Annotated in this window: 9 protein-coding genes; 8 read left to right on the top strand and 1 reads right to left on the bottom strand. The window is 33.2% G+C overall.

Features of this window, described 5'->3' with window-relative positions:
• Positions 1-6: 6 nt before the first annotated feature.
• From DIS07_RS02515 to DIS07_RS02505, 3 genes are all read left to right on the top strand, one after another.
• The gene (locus tag DIS07_RS02515) at positions 7-2,007 is read left to right on the top strand and encodes an RICIN domain-containing protein (RefSeq protein ID WP_109403638.1); all 2,001 of its coding nucleotides are present in this window, start codon (positions 7-9) and stop codon (positions 2,005-2,007) included.
• A gap of 150 nt (positions 2,008-2,157) precedes the next feature.
• Positions 2,158-5,355 (top strand): BNR-4 repeat-containing protein, encoded by a 3,198-nt coding sequence (locus DIS07_RS02510; RefSeq protein WP_109403637.1) that lies wholly within the window; start codon positions 2,158-2,160, stop codon positions 5,353-5,355.
• 131 nt (positions 5,356-5,486) lie between these two features.
• Complete coding sequence (locus DIS07_RS02505) at positions 5,487-7,403, top strand: hypothetical protein (RefSeq protein ID WP_109403636.1); 1,917 nt, start codon at positions 5,487-5,489, stop codon at positions 7,401-7,403.
• Here DIS07_RS02505 and DIS07_RS02500 read toward each other — a convergent pair.
• Entirely contained in the window at positions 7,396-8,280 is an 885-nt protein-coding gene (locus DIS07_RS02500; RefSeq protein ID WP_109403635.1) for an AraC family transcriptional regulator, read from the bottom strand. The two genes, DIS07_RS02505 and DIS07_RS02500, sit on opposite strands and share 8 nt — an antisense overlap.
• 193 nt (positions 8,281-8,473) lie before the next feature.
• Between DIS07_RS02500 and DIS07_RS02495 the strand changes: the two genes are divergently transcribed.
• Genes DIS07_RS02495 through DIS07_RS02475 form a run of 5 tightly spaced genes read left to right on the top strand, consistent with a single transcriptional unit; the run spans position 8,474 to position 22,267 of the window.
• The gene (locus DIS07_RS02495; protein WP_181374514.1) at positions 8,474-11,743 is read left to right on the top strand and encodes a family 78 glycoside hydrolase catalytic domain; all 3,270 of its coding nucleotides are present in this window, start codon (positions 8,474-8,476) and stop codon (positions 11,741-11,743) included.
• A 30-nt stretch (positions 11,744-11,773) separates the two neighbouring features.
• A complete protein-coding gene (locus DIS07_RS02490; RefSeq protein WP_109403633.1) occupies positions 11,774-14,245 on the top strand; it encodes a family 78 glycoside hydrolase catalytic domain in 2,472 nt (823 codons plus the stop codon).
• A 3-nt stretch (positions 14,246-14,248) separates the two neighbouring features.
• Positions 14,249-16,579 carry a glycoside hydrolase family 78 protein gene (locus DIS07_RS02485; protein ID WP_109403632.1) on the top strand — a complete coding sequence of 777 codons (2,331 nt, stop codon included), beginning with the start codon at positions 14,249-14,251 and terminating at the stop codon, positions 16,577-16,579.
• Positions 16,580-16,631: 52 nt separating this feature from the next.
• Positions 16,632-19,868: a family 78 glycoside hydrolase catalytic domain gene (locus tag DIS07_RS02480; RefSeq protein ID WP_109403631.1), complete on the top strand. Its 3,237-nt coding sequence runs from the start codon at positions 16,632-16,634 to the stop codon at positions 19,866-19,868.
• A gap of 26 nt (positions 19,869-19,894) precedes the next feature.
• Positions 19,895-22,267, top strand: a complete 2,373-nt coding sequence (locus DIS07_RS02475) for an alpha-L-rhamnosidase-related protein (RefSeq protein WP_109403630.1) — start codon at positions 19,895-19,897, stop codon at positions 22,265-22,267.
• Positions 22,268-22,290 lie beyond the last annotated feature (23 nt).

The following is a 22,290-nucleotide window of genomic DNA, read 5'->3' as shown; positions in this document are numbered from 1 at the left end:
AGAATTATGAAAAAAAATACTTTGAAATCAATATTGTTTTTGGTTTTTACATTTTGTTCTTTATCTATAATAGGTCAAGGTGTTTTACCTTCAAATGGCGTTTTTAGATTACAAAATGTAGCTACAGGAAAATTTTTAACATCTTCAAATACAAGTGCAACTGCCGTTTCTATGTCCGATTCAGGTGAAACTGTAAATACACATTTTAAATTTGTAAAAAGTGGAGATTTTTATAATATTGATAGTGAAATTTTAGGAATATTGCGTGCACCAGGTGCTGGGGGTCCAGGAGGAGCTTTTGTAGTAGTAAGTACAACGAAATCTTCGCCAGCAAGTGACACTGATAAAACTTGGAAAATAACGCATAATGATTCAAATGATACCTATAGATTTGGTTCGAGAACAACAGGTAGATTTATGTATCATGAAGAAAACGGAACAGTAACTCATGCTGTTGCTTCTGATACTGATGATAGAAGTAATTGGAAACTAGTTCTTTATGTACAAACTCCTGTAGTGATTGCTTCTGACGAAGATACAAGTTCAGATATAAGTTGTTCAGATGAATTTCGAAATGCAACTAGAACATCTTCAGATTTAGCTAACCGTGTAAATGTGGGAACTATTGACGATAGAAGTTGCTATTCAGATTATTCAGAAAGTAATGTTAACGATAAAACTTGGGGTGTCTACAATATTACAGATGATTCTAATCATATAGATACAAATGGTTTACAACCAAGAATTGAGCGTTCTTTGCCAAGATCTGGAGAAACGGGCGTTGGGAGTTATGCAAGATTCACTGGAACTCTTAGAATATTAGAAGTAGGAGATACAGGTTCTTTTAGTTCAAGTGGAAGTTATCTAGCACAAGCAAAAGGGAAACACTCTGGAGGAGGAGGTTCTAATGATCCTGCAATTCTTTTATATAGGGCACATGCTGTTTATGGAAATGGTATTAATGCAGGCAAGCAAGTTGCATTCGATATTTATGCTGAACGTATTTTAGAACGTGGAGGAGAAGGTAGTGGAAGAGAAGTTGTTTTTTTAAAGCGAGTAAATAAAAATGAAGAGGTAACTTTTGAATTGGAAGTAGGTTTTAGACAAGATCCTAATGATGCTTCAAAAAAGATTCATTATTGTGATGCGGTAATTGGGGGTGAAGCTTTTAATTATAATATCCCAGAACCTGAGAAAGGTTTAGAGTCTGGTATTAGATATGGTGCATACAGAGTAAGAAGTGGTAGGGCTCAATTTAGATGGGCAAATACTACATATCAGAAAGTTGAAGTTGAAGATACTAGTGATGATTTTACTCCATCTGACGATGTTTTTAGGTTAAAAAATGTTGCTACCGGAAAATTTTTAACAGATGCCGGTTCAAGTGCAACAGCTGTAACAATGACAGATTCAGGAGAACCTACAAACACGCATTGGACTTTTGTGCAAAGTGGATCTTATTATAATATTGATAGTGAAACTTTAGGAATATTGCGTGCACCTGGTGCTGGAGGACCAGGAGGACCTTACGTAATAGTTAGTACAACTAAATCTGCACCAGCTAGTGATGCAGATAAAACGTGGACAATCTATCATAACAAATCAGAAGACACTTATAGGTTTGAGTCAAGAACAGCAGGCAGATTTTTATATCATAATGCAGATGGAACTGTAACCCATTCTATTGCATCTTCAGACGATGATAGAAGTAAATGGAAGGCTATTCCAACTAGTGAATCTTTAAGTGTGTCAGATAATGTTTTGAATACAGCTTCTTTAAGCGTGTATCCAAATCCTACAAAAGGTAATTTTAAAATTAAGTTAAACAATATTGAAAATGCATCAATAACAATATATAATATTTTAGGTAAAATGATCTATCAAAAATCTAATGTTAAAGAAAGTTTAGAGATAAGGAATAACAATAGATTTGAAACTGGAGTATATTTAATAAAAGTTATAGATAATAACAAAAAAGTATACAATAATAGATTGATTATTAATTAATCTTCACATAATTGTAATTAAAACTCAGAAGAAATTCTGAGTTTTTTTATGTTTAATGTTTTTTTTCTGCAGGATACCTCAGGATGCTTTTTTTTATCAAAATTTATAAATTTATAACTTTGTAAATTGATACTAAATCTTCTAGTAATTATGATTACCAGTACTAAATTAAAACCTAACCAAAAAAGCATTTTATTTTTAATGCTTTTATATGTCTTTCTATTAATACCAAACAAAGTTTCTGCACAAGTAACTTTTTTAGAAAATTCAAAAATAACAGATAAAGCATTTTATTTTTGGAAAGCAGATGACCCAAAACCATACCATTATGGAGCAAGTATAAACCCACATGGTAATTGTATGAAAGTATCAAATGGCTTTGTATTCTATACTTGGTATAGAGGAGGTTGGGCAGACCGTACTTTAATGATTTCAAGAAAAAAAATTGGAGAAGGTGCATGGGTACATGTAGCATTACCAGCAAAGTTAAGTTTGGTGGGGGGTAAAGGAGATACCCATTTAACAACAAATGTAGGTGTTTCACCTATAGATGGTACTGTACATCTAATGTTTGATCACCATAATGAAGATTTAAACTATATAAGGTCTAAGAAAAATATTGCTTATGGTCCTGATAATGATTTTACAGCAGCAAACTTTTTACCTCAGCAAAATTATTTAATTCCTGGAAAAAAGATAACTAGTGTAACTTACCCAGATTTATTTAACAATGACAAAGGCGAAATGTATTTTGAAAGAAGATTAGGTTCTGCAGTTGGTGGAGACATTATTATGACTTATTATAATGGAAATACTTGGTCTCCTGAAACGACTATCATTAGAGGTAGAGGTGCATCAGTTTCTCAAGGAGAAAGACACTTTGCTTATGGAAGTGCTCATTTTATTAATGGTAAATTTTATTATGCATATTCACCACGTTGGGCAGAATCACCGACAACATTAAATGAAGGTGTTCATCTAATGGAATTAGGTGAAAGAATGAACAATAAAGCAACTACTGTAGATGGTAAGAGTTATGATTTACCTATTACAGATCACGCACCGTTTTTAATAGCAGATCCTCGTAGTGTACCAGATAAAGCAGGTTGGGCAGGTGGGCCTCAAGTGGCTATTTCACCAAAGAATGATATATATATGTATCAAAAACCTAAAAATACAAATCCTTATAATTATCTTAAGAAAGATGGTGAAACCGAATTTAAGGAAGATAGAAATAAAGGCTCTTTAGGTATATTTTATGGTAAACGAATGTATAAATTTAATATTTCTGGAGGTAATTTCATAGTAACTAGTGCTTTGGCAGGCACTTATACTTGGCGTGAGGACTTTAGAAAAAGTATTGGCTTAAGTGTAAAAAAGAGTTTAACAATAATGAATGATGGAATTATTGCTGTTGTTTTTAGTGAAGTAAAAAATAGCGCAGAAGTTCCTGTACATTGTTTTGTGTTTAAATTAGAAAAAGAAGAATATACACCACAAACCATAAGTTTTAATGCTTTAGGAGAAAAAACAGAAGGAGATGCTGATTTTACATTAAATGCTTCTTCAAGTTCTAGTCTTCCAGTTTCATTCGAATCATCAAATACAAATATTGCACGTATTGTAGATGGGAATAAAGTAAAAATTATGGGAGTAGGTTCTTGTAACATTGTTGCAAGTCAAAAAGGTGATGGTACTTATGATAATGCACCAGAAGTTTCACAAACCTTAGTGGTAAATGCAAATGCATCGAAATCTAATCAAACTATTAATTTTAGTTTGGCTACAACTAATTATGTTTGGGGAAGTGCTGATGAAATTTTGAATGCCACTGCTAGTTCAGGCTTACCAGTAATTTATGAAAGTACTGACACAGAAGTTGCAGTTATTGTGGATGGTAAATTGCAAGTGAAACGTGCAGGAAAAACTACCATTAATGCATTGCAGCTTGGTAATGAAACCTATAATGCAGCTCCAATTGTAGGATATCAATTATTAGTACCAAAACGTAAGCAAGAAATTACTTTTCAAAATATTCCATCGGTAACCTCAGGAGATCCTGCTTTTAGTTTGGTGGCAACAAGTAATAACCCTGATGCTCAACTAAGATTTGTAGCTCCTAATAACCAGGTAGTTATTGTTTGGAGTAATAATGTAAGACATGCTTTAGGTGCAGGAACAGCAACGATAACAGTTTCAGATACTGGGAATGAGTATTTTACGGCTGCTCAAGCTTCAAAAACCATTACAGTTAAAGCCAAAACACATCAAATTCCAGTAGAAATTGAAGCTGAACATTATACCTCAAAAAGTGGAGTAAATGTTACTAGATGGAGTAATTCGGTGTTTTATTTAAATTCTTGGGAAACAAATGATTATGCAGAGTATACTATTAACGTACCAGAAGATGGTGATTATCCATTAGAAATTTTTGCTGCAACTCCTGCAACTGGGAAAAAGTTAAAAATAATGAAAGGCTCTACGCTACTAAAATCTATTACGCTTAATAAAACTCCAAATTTAACGAGGTTTTTATCTACAAAAACAACAATTACACTTCAAAAAGGAGTACAAAAAATTAGAGTTGTAGGAGAAGTAGGTGGTTTTAACTTCGATCGTATGGTAATAGGTAATGCTACTAGTGGCGGCGGAGGTTCAGATAATATTTTCTGGTTTAGAAATGTCGCAACAGGTAAATTTTTAGGAGAAGGAACATCTAGTGCGCAACCTGTTGTAATGCATGATGCAACTGGTAATAAGTCTAGACAGTGGCAAATAATAGAAGTCTCTGGAACAAACTTTATTAATATAGATAATATGGAAAGTGGTATTATACGTGCTACAGGTGCAGGTTTTGCAACGGGTGCTTATCTTGTGGTGAGTACAACAAAAGCTCCACCTGCTACAGATGGAGATAAAGTTTGGACATCACATTATAATGAAACAGACAAAACATATCGTTTTGAAGCGGGTACAACTGGACGTTTTTTATATCATGATGAAAATGGAAGTGTAATTACTAAAGCTGTTGATGAAACAGATGCAAGAAGTAAGTGGCAAGTATTACCAACAAGTCAACCATTAAGTGTTTCAAATGAAGAATTGCTTAAAACTTATATAAGAGTGTATCCAAATCCTGCAAAGGATAATTTTACTTTAAAATTTCAAAATATTAATAATGCAAAAATTGAAATTTATAATATGTTAGGTAAAGTAGTATATAAAAACGCTACGAATAATGGTATTATTGAAGTTAAATCAGGTCATAATTTATCATCAGGAGTGTATTTCGTCAAGGCTTTAGCAGAAAATAATAAAGTATATCAAACTAAACTAATTATCAAATAAAAAAAGGTTTAGAGTTTACATAAGCCAGAGGAATAAATTTCTTCTGGCTTTTTTATTTTTATGAATCAGGATGAAACAGGATAGATTTTTAACAAAATCTTCATAATTTCAAACTTTAAAATAGAATTTAAATGAAAAGACGAAACTTTTTGCAACTATCAGCAATAGCAGGTGTAGGTTTGTCATTACCAATGTCAGGTTTTTTAAATGCTTGTACTAACCATCCAGAACACTCTCTGGAATTTAAAAATTTAATTTCGGGTCTTTTAAAAGATTGGACTGATGGTATGCTAAAAGTACAAATCAATAATCCATCAAATATAGATGAACATGGTGCTTTAGGGTGCCCTTCTTGTTCTCATATTCACGGACGTTGTATGGATGCTGTTTACCCTTTTTTATATATGGCAGATAAAACAGGAGATCCAAAATATGTTGAAGGAGCAAAATTAGTAATGCTTTGGGCAGAAAATAATGTTTCTCAAGAAAATGGAGCTTGGACGGTAATTAAAAATCCAAAATCTTGGAAAGGAATTACTGTATTTGGTGCCATTGCTTTAGCAGAAGCATTGTATTATCATGGACATGTTTTAGATGATGAAACTCGAGCGGCTTGGACCAAACGTTTAGAAAAAGCAGGACAATATATTTATAATACGTTTACCATTGATTTTACCAATATCAATTACCCAGGAACCGCTGTTTACGGTTTAAATCTAATTGGTAATGTTGTAAAAAGAGATGATTTTAAAGCGAAGAGTAAAAAATTAGCTAAAGAAGTAAAAGTTTACTTTACAGCAAATGAAGGTTTGTTATTTGGGGAATGTAAAAAGAGTTCAAGTAAATTAAGTGAAAAAGGATTGCATGGAGTAGATTTAGGTTATAATGTAGAAGAAACGCTGAATAGTTTAGTCATGTATGCGCTTAAAGAAAAAGACGAAGAGCTATTACTAATTCTTACAAAATCGTTAAACAGTCATTTAGAATTTATGTTACCAGATGGAGCTTGGGACAACAGTTGGGGTAACAGAATGTATAAATGGAGTTATTGGGGAAGTAGAACTTGCGATGGTAGCCAACCTGCATTTGGAATGATGGCGCACATCAATCCTGTATTTGGAACTGCTGCTGTAAAAAATACAGAATTACTACAACGTTGTACTGCAGATGGATTAATTCACGGTGGTCCAGGTTTTATTGAAGCAGGAATTCCACCTTGTGTGCATCACACATTTACGCATGCTAAACCTTTGGCAGCTTTACTAGATCATTGGGGTCATTTACCAGAAATTAATTCAAATACTAATCTTCCTAGAACTACAGCAGATGGCGTAAAACACTTTAAAGATTTAGATGTTTTTCTTTTTGCGAGAGGAGACTGGAGAGGAACTGTAAGTGCTTATGATGCAGAATACCACTATAAATACGATTTCCGTCAAGCTTCAGGAGGTGCCTTAGGTGTTTTATATCATAATAAAGTAGGTTTATTGTGTGCTGCAAGTATGGCAGAATATCACATGGTAGAGAAAAATAATCAACAACTGCAACCCGGAAAAGATATTTGTTTAACACCTAGAGTTGAGGTTTTTAAAGATACTATTTGGTACACAAACTTATATGATTTACCAGTAACTATTGCTTCTAAAGACGAAAATGGAACTGTTGAATTGGTAGCAAATACAAAGTTGAAAAATGTAGACAGAAAAGAAATTACAGGTACTGCTTCTGCGTTTGATATTGTTTATAATTGTAATATAGAGAGAGTAGAAATAAGAGTAAATACAAAACAAGATATTGCAGAGCAAACCGCTTTTGTATTACCAATCGTTTCACCTTCAAGCGAAGTTGTAACAAATATTAATAAAAATGAAATTACGATTCATAAACCTGAAGGATTGGTAACTATTAAAGCTAATGCTCCAATTAAAGTGAAAGAAATTTCAGGAAAAAGAACTTTTAATATGGTGCCAGGAGTTGAGGCTTTGCCTTTAGAAGTTTATTTTGAAGAAGGAACAAAAAGTTTAGAAATAACAGTTCAAGTTAGTTAATGCTAGCTTTAGAGTTTCTAAATATACCAGGAGCCAATCCTGTTTTTCTTTTAAAGAGTCGATTAAAATAAACATCTGATTCAAAACCCAATTCGAAAGCAATTTCTTTTTGAGACTTGTCAGTATTTAATAATAATTCTTTTGATTTTTCAATCTTAAGTAGTAAGTAATATTGTAATGGTGAGACACCAGTTTGTTTTTTAAAATCTATTCTAAATTTAGAATAACTCACTTTTAAATCAGAAGCAATTTCTTTTAAATTAATAGTTGTATTTATGTTTTTGTACATTACACTTTTTGCAGAAGAAACCATAGAATTTATGTGATCTATATTGTTCCCAGCACTTTTAATATTGTGTAATTCTGCCATCAATTGAAGACAAACTCCAGAAGCCAAATGTTGATAACCATAAGGGGTTTCATCAAATAATTTAAAAAGAGTATTAAAATAATGTAAGATAGAAGGCTTGTTACATTTAGAAATAATAGGGCTTTGAGCATTAAAAAAACCGTTATTTAAAAATTGATTGGCTATTTCTCCAGAAAAACCCACCCAACGTTCAGTCCAGCCGGTTTTTTTGTTAGGTTTATATCTGTGCCAAATCCCTGGAAATAGTAAAAAAACATCACCATCAGTAACTTTTAATTTTCCTGTTGCTTTGCTTTCAAGAACTCCTTCGCCTTTTGTAATTAAGACAATATGGAATTCATTTAATATTCTTCCATTTTTCCAAGTAAAAAGATATTGATCTGGATGATCTAAAGCAGGATATTCGGCGTCTTTTTTTATAACATTTCGTCCTAGATTGTTAATGTAAAACCCCCAATTTTTGTCTTTATCAGATGTAATTAAATATTTTCTGTAGGTATTATTCATATCATTTTGTGTAACTAATATATCAAATTGTCAATTGATAATACCATAATTATCTTAGAAATTTACAATCAACAACAATTAACTATTAATCTTGGCTTTACATCAGTATTATACAGGATAGTGAAATAGAAGATTAAACCTACATTTATAGAATACTTGGTATAATACTGATGTAATGTTTAGCTATAATACTATGAAAACTCAAAAATCTAAAAAAAACAGATTTAAAATTATAATTTCTTTAGTTATCCTGATTATAGTGTTTACACTTTTAAGTTGTGAATCATTATCAGTCATAAAAATCGAAGAATTAAAAACAGAATATCGTTCTAACCCTTTAGGTTTAGATAATACATTACCTAGACTAAGTTGGCAATTAGTAGATAAAACAAATGTTCGAGGTCAAAAACAAACTGCTTATCAAATTTTGGTAGCAAGTACTTTAGAAAATTTATCCAATAATATTGGAGATGTTTGGAATTCTGGAAAAATAACCTCAAATGAGTCAGTAAATATAAAATATGATGGCAGTGATTTACAATCAGCACAACAGTATTTTTGGAAAGTAAAGGTTTGGGATACATTAAATAAAAGTTCTCAATGGAGTAAAATCGCAAATTTTTCTATGGGATTACTAAAACAATCTGATTGGAAAGGAGAGTGGATTTACAAAAAAGGTCAGAACAAAAAAGAGCACAATTGGTATAGAAAGAATTTTTCATTAGAAGAAAACCCACAATCAGGTTTTATTAGTGTGGCTTCTTTTGGTTACCACGAAGTTTACGTTAATGGTGAAAAAGTTAGTAATGCTGTTATGAATCCTGTTTATTCATTCTTAAAAAAAAGACTTCCATATTTAACTTATGATATAAAAAAATTCCTCAAAAAGGGAGATAATGTAATAGGTATTTGGCATGCAGCAGGTTGGGCAAGATGGGGAAGAGTTAAAGCTTATTATGATGCGCCTTTTGTGTTTAAAGCACAGGCTGATATTAATTTAATAGATAAAAATATACTGTTAAAAACAGATGCTTCTTGGAAGTGTAAAAAAAGTTTTAGCTCATATATTGGACCTTGGGATATTTTAGATTTTGGGGGAGAAATTATTGATGAACGTTTAAGAGAAGATAATTGGAATACATCAGATTATGACGACTCTAATTGGGAAAATGCAGTTGTTTTTGACAATGACAAAGCTCAAGAAGTTGGAGTTGCCAATATAAACCTTGGCCCAAAAGGAGCAGTTGTAGTACCCAGTACAGATGCAAGTCATCCAACTAGTAGAATTACTGCTGCCTTAAGTGCTCAAATAGTAGAGCCACAAGTAAAGTTTAGGGAGGTTATTCCTATTGATGTTTATAAGAATCAAGATGACGATTATGTAATTGATATGGGTGAAAATTACACAGGGTATTTTGAAATGAACCTTTTTAATGGAAAAGCAGGAGATACCATTACTTTTAAAATTGCTGACCATAAAGAAGTTGTATCCTCTTGGAACCAACAAAGCAAGTATGTTTTTGATAAAACTGGAAAAGGGCATTTTACCAATCGTTTTAATTTGGCAGGAGGAAGATGGGTAACAGTTAGTGGTATCAATTATAAACCAGAATTGAAAGATATTAAAGGCTATGTAATTACTAATAATCGTAAGCAAATTAGTCAGTTTGAAAGCTCTAGTAAATTATTAAATCAAATTTATCAGGTAAATTTAAATACCTATATCGCCAATACTATTGATGGTATATTGGTAGATTGTCCTCATAGAGAACGCCGTGGTTGGGGAGAGGTTACCGTAGCAGCTATGTATGGAGATGCACTACCAAATTTTGAAAGTGGGGCGTATATGACGCAGTACGCACAATTTATGCAAGACGCACAAGCTGAAGATGGTAAGATGAGAGCGGTAATTAATGGTGATGATTTTGAGTTTTTAATGTGGATGGCAAACAGCCCAATTACCATTTGGGAAACCTACAGAATGTTAGGCGATAAAAAACTGTTGGAAAACCATTATCCAACGCTACAAAAATGGATGCATTGGTTATACGAGCATTCAGATTATGAAACGGGAGGCGCACTAAAAATTGGTACACGAGGTTCTTTAGAATTTCCTGGTTTGGGAGATTGGTGCACACCTAGAGGTAATTTTTGGACATCAAGTAACTCGCCAGAATCGGCGCATTTTAACAACTGTGTATATGCATTTATGTTAGAAAATGCCCTCAATATTGCAAAGACTTTAAACAAAACAGAAGATGCTGAGGTTTTTAAAAAACGCTTAGACGTCCAACGAAAAGCTACTCATAAAAATATTTATGATGCTAGTACAGGAAAATATGGTAAAGGACATCAAGTAAATCAGGCTTTTGCGCTAATTTCTGGAGTAACTCCGGATGCTGAAAAACAAAAAGTATACAATAATCTAGTAGATCAAGTTTTATATAAATTTCCATATTACGATACAGGTAGTTCTGGTCAGGCATTATACACGCGTTATTTTACAGAATATGGAGAACGTATGGATTTAATTTATGAGCTTCTAAAAGATAAACGTCACCCTAGTTATGGATATTTTATAGAACAAGGTAAAACCGTATGGCCAGAGCGTTGGTCTGCAATTGGTAATAGTCAAATTCATACCTGTTATACAGGTATTGGTGGTTATTTTATAAAAGGTTTTGCGGGAATTCGACCAGATCCATTAAAGTTAGGAATGCAACACTTTATAGTAAAACCATCACCAGTGAGGGATTTAACTTTTGCAAATACAAGTTACCAATCTATGTACGGAAACATTGTGGTGAACTGGAAAAAAGAAAAGGAAAATGCAACTTATTATATCGAAGTTCCTGTAAATACTTCAGCCAAAATATACATTCCTGCTAAAGAAAGTAAACATGTTTTTGAAGGTGAAATCATTGCAGAAGATGTTGAGAATATCAAATACTTAGGGACCGAAAAAAGTGATGCAGTGGGTAATTACGTAATTTATAATGTAGGTTCTGGTGTTTATAATTTTAAAGTAAATGAATTACCAAAAGTAACTTATCCAGGTCCTATTAATAAACCCGATAACTTAGCATTAATAGGTCGCATGAATGCATCTTCCATGACCATTCAATCAGAAAAACTTCCTGTTTTTGAAGCTTTCAGAGCCAATGATACAAATAAGGAAACTCAATGGAAAGCAAATACAACTTTAAACGAATGGCTAGAAATAGAGTGGTTTAAACCGCAAACATTTAATAGAGTAGTTCTTCAAGAAAAAGGAGATTATATTTCGAAATATAAGATTCAATATTTTGAAAATGGTGTATGGAAAGATATTGTTAGCGGAACTTACTGCGGAGCCAATAAGTCTCATGATTTTAAAGCAATTACAACATCGAAATGTAGATTGTTTATAGCAGATGCAAAGAAAAAACCAATGATTTCTGAATTTGAAATTTATAAAAGATAAATTGAAAATACTAAAACTAAACAATATTAAATGAAATTTCAACTATTTTTAATAACCCTACTTTTTTTAATAGTACCACCTTTAAAAACTTTTGGGCAATCCAAAGGAAATAATATTGATTGGGATAAAGCAAAATGGATAGGTTACACAGAAGACAATCGTTTAGAAAAGTGGGCAGCTAGAGATTTGATGAGAAATCAGCCACCCATGGATATTAATACATGGCAACCCACCGAAAAAGAACTTAAAGTAGTTAGACGTAAAACATATCCATCAGTACTTTTAAGAAAGTCGTTTTTTATTGAAAAAGATATTTCTTCTGCTGAAGTTGCTATTTGTGGTTTAGGACTTTACGAATTATACCTTAATGGAAGTAAGGTTGGAGACAGAGTTCTTGATCCTGCGCAAACTTCCTATGAAAAACGTGCTTTTTTTGTCCGTCATGACGTTACAAATATGCTTAAAGAAAAAAACAGTCTCGGAATCATGCTAGGTAATGGTTTTTATGGACAAAATATGGCCTTTTCACCAAGACTTGCTTATGGTAAACCTCTTTCCATTATGGTTTTAAATATCGATTATGCAGATGGTACGAAAGAAAGTATTGTAACTGATGAAAGTTGGAAAGCACATAATAGCCCTATTCTTTTTGATAATATTTATCATGGTGAAACCTATGATGCTAGAAAAGAAATCAAAAATTGGTCAAGTTTTGATTACAATGATACTTCTTGGGGTAGTGCTGAATTGATGAAAGCACCTACCAAAAATTTATTGGAGCAGCAATTAGAACCCATGAAAAAGGTTAGAGAAATTTCTCCAATAGCAATACTTCCAGCAGAAAAAGGATGGATAATTGATATGGGGCAAAACATGACAGGTTGGTTGCAAATAAATGTTGAAGAAAAAGAAGGCACAGAAGTTAAAATGCGTTTTTCAGAACATTTAATGCCAGATAAACGAAATATTGACCCTGCATCTACAGGAATTCATGTTACAGGTAATACGCAAACAGATGTTTATATTTGTAAAGGGGGTGGTGTTGAAACTTGGGAACCACGTTTTACTTACCATGGTTTTCAATATGTACAAATAGAAGGGTTAAAAAATAAGCCTAAACTAGATCAATTTAAAGGATGGTTAGTGCGTTCGGATGTAGAAAGAATAGGTACTTTTAAATGTTCTGATGACCTTATCAATAGTTTTTATAATGTGTCTATGCAAACCATAGAAGATAATCTTCAAGGATTATTGAGCGATTGCCCTCATCGAGAACGTTGTGCGTGGATGGGAGATGCTTATATTGTTGCCGAAGCTGCAAGTTTTAATTTTAACTTGAAAGGTTTATGGCAAAAAACTGCAGATGATATAGAAACAGTTTTGGGTATCTCTAAGGCTCATTTTAAAGATACTTTTCCATATGATTCACGGGCTCCTTCTAATGTTTCCGTTGGAAAGCGATTAAACCTGCAGGCTAGACCCGATTGGGGAGCTGCTACGGTAATGATTCCCTACTTTTCATATATCTATTATGGAGATACAACCATTGTAAAAAAGTCATGGAACATGATGGAAGGTTGGATGGCATACCTAGATGAAAAAGTACAAGAAGATGGAGTTATAAATGGCGGATATGGAGACTGGTGTCCTCCAGGAGGAAACGTAAATATGGACACTCCTCCAGCATTAACATCAACAGCATTGTATTATCAGTCATTAATTGCCATGCAAAAAATGGCCATTTTCTTAGGAAGAAAAGTTGATGCTTCAGTTTATAAGCAAAGGGCAAATACTGTAAAAAAGGCATTCAATACTAGATTTTTTAATGAAGAAACAAACTCTTATGGTTCTCAAACAGGAAATACATTTGCGTTGTATGCTAACTTAGTTAATGAAGATAAAAAACAATTGGTTGCCAATAATTTATCTGATCTTATCATGAAAGATAAACATGGTCATTTTAGTACAGGTATCTTTGGTCATCGCCCTTTGTACACAATCTTAAATGGGTACGGGCATAGTAAAGTTACAAAACACTTATGGGAAATTACAGATTATCCTAGTCTAGGTTTTGTTACTAAAGAACACAATTTAACTACTTGGCCAGAACATATAGCTAATTGGGATAAGACAAAGCGTTATCACCGGAATTCATTTAATCATCCTATGAATAGTGGCTTTTCTGCTAGTTTTCACGAAAGTTTAGGAGGTATAATACCGGATGAAGATCACCCAGGATTTCAAAAGTTTTATTTAAAGCCTACTTTTTTAGAAGGATTGGAATGGTGCGAAGTAGGATATAAATCTCCAAAAGGAGAAATTAAAAGTAATTGGAAAAGAAATAAAGGAAAGATAATATGGTCTGTTACTGTTCCAGAAAATTCGGTTGCTTCTATTCAACTACAGATGTATACATCAAAACAAATCAAACTAAATAAAAAAAGAGTTAAAAGTAACACGTTCGAATTGACTTCTGGCGAATATGTAATTACTATCAAATAAAATATGGCAATAATAATGAACTACCGAAATGTGCTTTTAGTGAGTCTATTATTTATTTATTCCTTTGCATATAGTATTGAGGTAAAAGATATAAAATGTAATAATATTATAAACCCATCTGGGGTTATTACTCCATACCCGTTTTTTAGTTGGACATATATTGGGGATGATAAGAGTCCTAAACAAGGCGGATATCGTATTTTGATGGCAACCTCTTTAGAAAAACTTAAATACCCAGACATTTGGGATACAGGACCAACTAGTACATCAAAAATGGGACCTTTTAAATATCGTGGTGCTCCACTAAAAACGGGACAGCGTGTGTATTGGAAGGTAATGGTTTGGGGTAACAATCGAGGCGTTGCTCATAGTGAACCATCTTGGTTTGAAATGGGAGAAATTAAAAATCCAGAAGTAGTATTTCAACCTCATGTATTCCCAAAAAAAGAAAGTGTTTTGCAAATTGAATTAAATATAAGTGACAAAGGGAGAACTTTTGAGGGTATTGGAGGTGTGAGCGCAGGAGCTTCTACTGATTTATTGTATGATTACAAAGACCCAATTCGATCTCAAATATTAGACTATCTTTTTAAACCAAAATTTGGTGCTGGTTTTCAACATTTAAAAGTAGAAATGGGTGGAGGAGAAAACTCAACTTGTGGCTCAGAACCTTCACATGCGATTACACGAGAAGAATTAAAAAATCCAGTATCTCGGGGTTATGAATTTTGGTTAATGAAAGAGGCGAGAAATAGAAACTCTAAGATTATTTTGGAATACCTTCCATGGAGTTTTCCAGCATATTTAAAGCCAAATATTTTCACATCTGAATCTGCAGAATATTTTGTAAGTTATTTAGATGTTGCCAAAAAAGAATGGAACTTAGATATAGATTGGGTAGCAGCGGCCGAAAATGAGAATTATACTAATGGCGATTGGATTGTAAACAATGTTCGCCCGTTGTTAGATGAGCGCGGGTATAAGAATGTGAAAATACAAGGACCTGATGATAATAGTGGAGATTGGAAAATATTTGAAGAATTTGAAAAAGATAATGCTTTTAATAATGTTGTTGAGGCTGTAGGCTATCACTACGTTACTGGTAGAGAGTTTAATGAGAATATGGTAGATGGTCGCGGAAGGCCAACAACCAAAAAAGCAAAAAATAGCGGTAAACCGCTATGGGCAAGTGAAGACTGGAGTTGGACAGGAAAAGATTGGGGAGGCGCAGGAGCTTTAAATTTAGCTCGAATGTATAATAAGTTTTATATACGAGATAGAATTACTAAATCTTTGATATGGGCACCAATAGGGTCTATATATGAATCGGTAACTTGGGATAAAGCTGGTGCTATGAAAGCCAATAGTCCATGGAGTGGTTATTACGAGGTTTGGCCAACCATTTGGGCCACAGCACATACCACTCAGTTTGCCGAACCTTACAATTGGCAGTATTTAAATAATGCTTGTGGCCTTTTTGATAAAAAAACTTATAAAGGAAGTTGTGTAACCTTAAAAGAAAAAGAGAGTTCAAATTGGAGTATGATTATTTGTACTGAAAAGCAAGAAGAAATTGAAATTAAAATAGGAAAAGGATTCTCATTAAGTAAAGTCAATGTTTGGAAGTCGGATGAAAATGAACAATTTATTAAACAAGAATCTTTAATTCCCAAGGATGGTATACTTAGACTTTCATTAAATGCAAAATCTATCTATTCTTTAACTACAACATCTGGACAACAAAAAGGAACATATGTAATTCCAAAGAAAAAAGCATTTCCTTTTCCTTATAAAGAAGATTATGAAGATCGAAAACTCGGTGATTTACCTAAATATCATTCAGACCAAACAGGAAGTTTTGAAATAGCATTAAAAGAAGATGGATCTCATTGTTTAAAACAAATTGTACCAAAACAAGGTTATGATTGGATGCGGATTTATCGACGTTCTAATATTAAACCCAATACACTTGTGGGTGATGTAAACTGGGAAAATTATACCTGTAAAGTAGATGTTTTTATTGATGAAGGTAATGTAGAATTAGGAGGACATGTTAAAGGAAGTTACCTAAAAGGCTACCGTTTTCAAGTTGCAAAAAATGGTAATTGGAAATTAATCTTTGACAAGAAGGTTCTAAAAGAGGGTGTTATTTATAATTTCGATGGAAATCAATGGCATGCCCTTAAACTTACTTTTCAAAACAAAGAAATAGAAGCATTTATTGATGAGGTTTCTGTAGTAAAGCTACCACATAAGAAAACCAAAGGTTATGTAATGTTGGCTAGTACTTATGATGAAAACCTATTTGATAATTTAGAAATAATTAATGAGTAACAGGTATTAACCCAATGAGGTTTAAGCGCTTTGAAGGTAAATAAATAATAACATGAAAACAAAACTATTAATTACTTTAGGTTTGGTATTGACGATTAGCATTGTAAGTTGTAGCAAATCATCTGTTTATATTGAAGATCTACGTTGTGAATATAGAGTTGATCCCTTAGGTATTGATAATATGAGTCCTAGATTGAGTTGGAAGCTCGTTGAAGCTAATCAGACTAGAGGACAAAAACAAACTGCTTATCAAGTTTTAGTAGCAAGTACTTTAGATGCTCTAAATAATAATAAAGGGGATATATGGGATTCTGGAAAAATAGAAAGCAATTCATCTGTCAATAGTACATATGATGGAAAATCGTTAGAATCTGCGAAGCAGTATTTCTGGAAGGTCAAAATTTGGGATGTTTCAGGAGATGTTTCTGCATGGAGTAAACCGGCCATGTTTTCAATGGGATTGCTAAAAGAATCTGATTGGAAAGGTGATTGGATTTTAAAAGAAGACCAGAAAAAAACCGACCATAACTGGTATCGAAAGAACTTTGAATTAGAGGAAGATGCTACTTCAGCGTTTTTATTTGTGGGCTCTTTTGGGTATCATGAAGTTTATGTAAATGGAGAGAAAATCACTGACGATGTAATGAATCCGGTATCGTCTTACATGAAAAAAAGGATTCCATATTTAACATATGAGATTTCAAATAAACTAAAAAAAGGAACTAATGTAATCGCTATTTGGCATGCTGCTGGTTGGGCGCGTTGGAGACGTATTGCAGAGTACAGAAATATTCCTTTTGTATTTAAAGCGCAAGCTGAAATTGAAACTGGTGGAAAACAACTAACTCTAAAATCTGACACAAGTTGGAAAACTAAAAAAAGTTATAGTTCTTATTACGGAGATTGGGATATTTTACGTTTTGGTGGTGAAACTATTGACGACCGAAAAAGAGAAGATAATTGGTGTGCTGCCGATTACGATGATAGCAAATGGGCTTATGCCAGTGTCTACAATCATGAAGTTTTAAACGAAAAAATTGCGAAAGGAAATAACATTAGTTTTGCTCTAAATAGCAATAAGAATAAAAGGGTAAGAGCTAAATACGGTAAAATTACAGCTGTTTTAAGTGCGCAAATAGTAGAACCTCAGGTTAAGTTTAAAGAAATTAAAGCAATTGGGGTAAAGAAAATAGATGACAGCACCTATTGTATTGATTTGGGTGAAAACTACACAGGTTTCTTTGAAATGGATTTATATAACGGAGCTGAAGGTGATTCCATTCTATTTGAAATTAGTGACCAAGAGGGGCAAACATCCTCTTGGAATCAAAAGAGTAAATATATATATGGTAAGTCAGGTAAAGGAACATTTAAAAACAGATTTAATGTTGCTGGCGGAAGATGGGTTACCGTTTATGGATTGAGTTACCAACCTAAAGCAACAGATGCAAAAGGTTATGTGGTAACAAACAACCGTAAGCAAATTAGCAAGTTTGAATCGTCAAGCGAGCAACTCAATAAAATTTATCAGATAAATCTAAATACGTACTTAGCGAATACTATGGATGGTATTTTAGTGGACTGTCCGCATCGTGAACGCCGTGGATGGGGAGAAGTTACTGTAGCTGCTATGTATGGCGATGCCTTGCCAAATTTTGAAAGTGGTGCTTATATGGATCAATATCTTCAATATACTCGTGACGCACAACTGTCTGATGGTCAGATAAGGGGAGTGATTAATGAACAAGACCGTCCGTTTCTGATGTGGAAAGCGAACAATCCATTAACTGTTTGGGAAACGTATAGAATGTTAGGTGATAAAAAAGTACTTGAAGATAACTACGCGTCAATGCAAAAATGGATGCAATGGATGCTAGAACATTCGAATTATGAAACGGGAGGTGCTATCAAAGCAGGAAAACAAGGAGCAAGAGAATTTCCTGGTTTAGGAGATTGGTGTACACCTCGAGGTAATTTTTGGACAAGTAGTAACTCACCAGAAGCATTACATTTTAATAATTGTGCCTATGCATATATGTTGCAATGTGCTTATAATATGGCAAAAGTATTGGGGAAAACTGAAGATGAAAAGGAATTTGCTAATCGATTAAAAGTACAGCAAAAAGCGACTCATGAAATGTCATACAATCCAACAACAGGAAAATATTTGGATGGTATACAAGTGAACCAAGCCTTTGCATTACTAACAGGTGTAACCCCTACGAAAGAAAGAGAAAAAGTTACTGCACAACTTGTAAATAATGTCTTGTATGACTTTCCTTATTACGATACAGGAAGTTCTGGTCAGGCACTATATACAAGATATTTTATTGAATCAGGTGAACGTATGGATTTAATTTATGAATTACTCAGAGACAAGCATCACCCTAGTTATGGTTACTTTTTAGAACAAGGTAAAACCGTTTGGCCAGAACGTTGGTCTGCTATTGGTAACAGTCAAATACATACATGTTATACTGGAATTGGTGGGTATTTTGTCAAAGGTTTTGGTGGAATTCGTCCAAATCCAGAAAGTTTAGGGATGCAAAATATGATCATAAAACCAGCACCTGTTGGTGATTTAACTTATGCAAATACAGAATACCAATCTATGTATGGAAATGTAGTTGTGAATTGGGAAAAAGAAGATAATGGTGCAGCATTTCATATTGAAATTCCTATAAATACAACTGCAAAAGTGTATTTGCCAGCCACGAGTAAAGAGGTTGTAAATGAAAGTGGTGCTGTGGCTGATAAATCTGAAGGTATTACCTTTTTTGGGACAGAAAAGAATAAAGCTGTTGGGAACTATGTTATTTATGATGTTGTTTCAGGGGTTTATGATTTTAAAGTAGATGAATTGCCTGTAACACAATTTCCAAAACCTATTGAAAATCAAAAAAATCTTTCTAAAATAGGAAGGATAAATGCTTCTTCTATGTTTATTAAAACGGAAAAGCTACCAGTTTTTGAGGCATTTAGAGTTAATGATGAAGATGAAGAAACACGATGGTTGGCCACTGAAACTAAAAATCAATATTTAGAAGTAGAGTGGGTAAAACCGCAAACGTTTAATCAGATTATTGTGGATGAATTTGAGAATAACATCACGTCATATAAATTACAATATTGGGAGAATGGTGTATGGAAAGATATTTTAAAAGAGACAAATTGTGGGGTAAATAAAAACCATCAATTTAATGCTGTTAAATCTATAAAATGTAGGTTGTTTATTTTGGATTCGAAACAACCTCCATCGATTAAAGAATTAAAAATTTTTAATAATTAAAAGCAGTCAATCAAGTATTTAATCTAATGAACAAAAAAAATAAAACTAGAATAAAATTAAATTTTTTCATTGTCTTAATCTGTATAACTTCAATAAGTTTTACAAATAGTTCAAACTGGGGAGATGCAAAATGGATTTGGCAACAAGAAGATGGACCAGCAAATAGTTGGGTAGCATTTCGAAAGTCATTCAATCTTAATAAAATACCAAAAGATGTAGTAGCAAAAATTGCAGTAGATACAAAATATTGGCTTTGGATTAATGGTGAAATGGTATTGTTTGAAGGCGGATTAGCAAGAGGTGCTGCACCAGATACCAATTATTATGATGAGGTTGATTTAAAAAGCTATTTAAAAGAAGGAGAAAATACCATCGCTGTTTTGGTTTGGTATTGGGGTAGAACCCGAAAAGTACATGATGACAGTGGAAAAGGAGGACTTTTATTTTATGCTGATTTGGGAGAGGAGCAAATTATTTCTAATGCCGACTGGAAGCTAAAAGTACACCCCGCTTACGATGCCAAAAGTGGAGGAGGAGGAAAAAGTGCAAATAGAGTAAATGCATATAATGTAAAGTTTGATGCCAGAAAAGCTTTGGGAGATTGGTCTAATCAAGCTTGGTACATGAACAATTATAATGATAAAAATTGGGATAAACCTATCATAAAAGGTGATGCCAATGGCAAACCTTGGGGAGCTTTAGTAAAAAGAGCAATTCCTCAATGGAATGACAGAGGTTTGGTAAAATATGAATCTCTTACATTAGAATCTAGCAAAGAGAAGATTAATCTTCCTTTTACAAATACATCAGATTCTTTAGTTGTAATTCGAGCAAAACTCCCTTTTAATCAGCAAATTACTCCTTATTTAAAAGTGAATAGTAAAGAAGGTAAAACCATTATCGCAGATATGGATAATTCGTTTAATATGCTTAAAGGGACTTACATTACTAAGGATGGTGTGCAAGAATTTGAAAGTTATTCTTGGATAAATGGTCATAATGTAGAGTATACAATTCCGCCAGGTGTGGAAGTGTTAGAACTAAAATACCGCTGGACAGGTGTAGGAGAAATGACAGGTACTTTTGAAACGAGTGATCCTTATTTTACACGTTTATGGTGGATGGCTAGAAACACATTGTATGTTTGTGCTAGAGATGGTTATATGGATTGCCCAGATAGAGAACGTGGTTTGTGGGTAGGCGATGTAGCAGATCAAACAGGAGCTGTTTTTTATACTCTTGATGAACCTGGGCGTTTGCTATTAAAAAAAGGAATTGATAATACCATTGCTTACAGAGCTGGAGATACATTACAAGGATTAGCTCCTGGATTTGGTGCTTACCGTGGAAAAAGCAGTGAGTTAACTGGGCAAAGTTTGCAATATATAGACCAAGGGATTTGGCAATATTACTATAACACAGGAGACAAAGCTACGCTTGAAAATGCATATCCAGCCGTTTTAAATTATTTAAAATTGTGGAGCATGCAACCTAATGGATTACCAAAACACAGAAAAGGTTACGCAAATTGGGTAGATTGGGGTATAGATACTGATCCAGTTGCAACAAATGTGGTGTTGTATTTTATGGCTTTAAAGGCTACTAAAAAAATGGCATTAGCTTTGGGTAAAACTAAAGATATTCCTTGGTACAACAGTCGTATAAATAGTATTCAAGAAAATTTTGAAAAAGAATATTGGCAAGGTAATCGTTATGGGTCTAAAAAAAAATTGATTGAAGAACGTGTGAGTGCCTTAGCAATTATTAGTGGATTAGCTAAAAAAGAACATTACAATATTTTAGTAGATAGTGTGTTAGTTCCTGTAAAAAAATCAAGTCCACATATGGAGTGGCTAGCTGAAGAAGCAATCATGATTACAGGGCAATATGATAAAGGCTTGCTGCGAATGAAAGACCGTTATCAAGAACAAGTTGATCGCAAATGGCTAACAACACTTTATGAAAAATACCTTCCTAAATTAAGAGGAACGTACAATCATGCTTGGAATGCACCAAACTATGTGCTTTCAAGATATATAGCAGGTATAAAAGCAATAGACGTAGCTTGGACTAAATATGAAGTAAAACCAAATTTAGCACACATGACCTCTTTAAAACAAATAGTACCGTCAGTTAAAGGTGATATTAAAGTTGAAGTAAATAAAACAGACAATATTTATCAGTTGGATTTAATTTCTCCAGAAAAAACCACAGCAACAATTTACATACCTAAAGCGGGTAAAATCATAAAAAAAATTGAAGTTAATGGTGAATTGTTGTGGAAGAAAGGTAAGTTTAACAATAAGATAAAAAAAATGAAACTAGCAGATGAGGATGAAGAATATGTAAGTTTCAACGTTCAAAAAGGAAACTGGAACTTTAGAGCCATATATAAATAATAATATTTAAACAAATAGTTTTA

The sequence above is a fragment of the Polaribacter aquimarinus genome (assembly GCF_003129485.1).
Lineage (GTDB): Bacteria > Bacteroidota > Bacteroidia > Flavobacteriales > Flavobacteriaceae > Polaribacter > Polaribacter aquimarinus.
This window is presented reverse-complemented; position numbering and strand designations above follow the sequence as displayed.